The sequence below is a fragment of the Nitrobacter winogradskyi genome (assembly GCF_006539545.1).
Taxonomy (GTDB): Bacteria; Pseudomonadota; Alphaproteobacteria; order Rhizobiales; family Xanthobacteraceae; genus Nitrobacter; species Nitrobacter winogradskyi_A.
The window spans coordinates 1-1,053 of the sequence record NZ_BJNF01000153.1 but is presented as its reverse complement, the minus strand read 5'-3'; the positions used below and the strand labels follow the sequence as shown (position 1 = coordinate 1,053).

Below are 1,053 nucleotides of genomic sequence, written 5' to 3'. Positions count from 1 at the left end.
CGAAAGGAATACGGCGGGCTCGAGCTTGATCAGGCGAAGCGGATGAAAGAGCTGGAGCGCGAGAACGTTCGTCTCAAGCGCCTGGTTGCCGATCTGTCGCTGGAGAAGCAGGTGCTCAAGAATGTGGCCTCGGGAAACTTGTAAGCCCTGAGCGGCGCCGACAGGCCGTTGAAGGCATTCGGGCGAAGTATGGTTTGTCCGAACGTCACGCCTGCCGGATTGTCGACCAGCCCCGCGGAACGCAACGATACACCACTATTGTCCGAGCCGATGAAGATTGCGCTGACGAGAGCGATTGTCTCGCTGGCGTCTCGGTATGGACGTTATGGCTATCGTCGGACACATCGCTGCTGACCCAGGCGGGGTGGCAGGTCGGCTGTGATCGCGTTCAGCGGATCTGGCGCCGCGAGGGGCTGAAAGTGCCCAGGAAACAAAAGCCGCGAGGCCGGCTCTGGCTGAATGACGGATCCTGCATCCGGTTGAGGCCGCAGCACCGCAATCATGTGTGGAGCTACGATTTTGTCGAGGCGCAGACACATGACGGTCGCAAGCTCCGCCTGATGACGCTGATCGATGAGTTCACCCGGGAATGCCTGGCCATCCGTGTGGCGCGTCGCATCAACAGCTTCGGCGTCATCGAGACGATGGCCGATGTGATGCTCACCAAGGGCATCCCCGAACACATCCGCTCCGACAACGGCGCGGAGATGACGGCCAAGGTGGTTCGCAACTGGCTTGGAAAACTCGGCGCCAGGACGCTCTACATCACGCCGGGCAGCCCGTGGGAGAACGGCTATTGTGAGTCCTTTAACGGCAAATTGCTAACGGCAAATTGCGCGACGAATGCCTCAACCAAAAAGTCTTTTACAGTCTGAGAGAAGCTCAGGTCGTGATAGAGCAATGGCGCAATCACTTCAACACGATACGTCCGCACTCATCGCTCGGCTATCGACCACCGGCACCCCAGACATCCACAGCCCAACGGCTTCAACTGGATCAGTGGGCCACCGTGCAGTAGTCTCTATCCCGCTGGTCCAAAATATCCGTCAGGTC

Annotated in this window: 1 pseudogene; it reads left to right on the top strand. The window is 59.1% G+C overall.

The annotated features are described in order from the left end of the window. A pseudogene (locus NWI01_RS18580) lies at positions 1-967 on the top strand (IS3 family transposase); the annotation flags it as partial. Positions 968-1,053 lie beyond the last annotated feature (86 nt).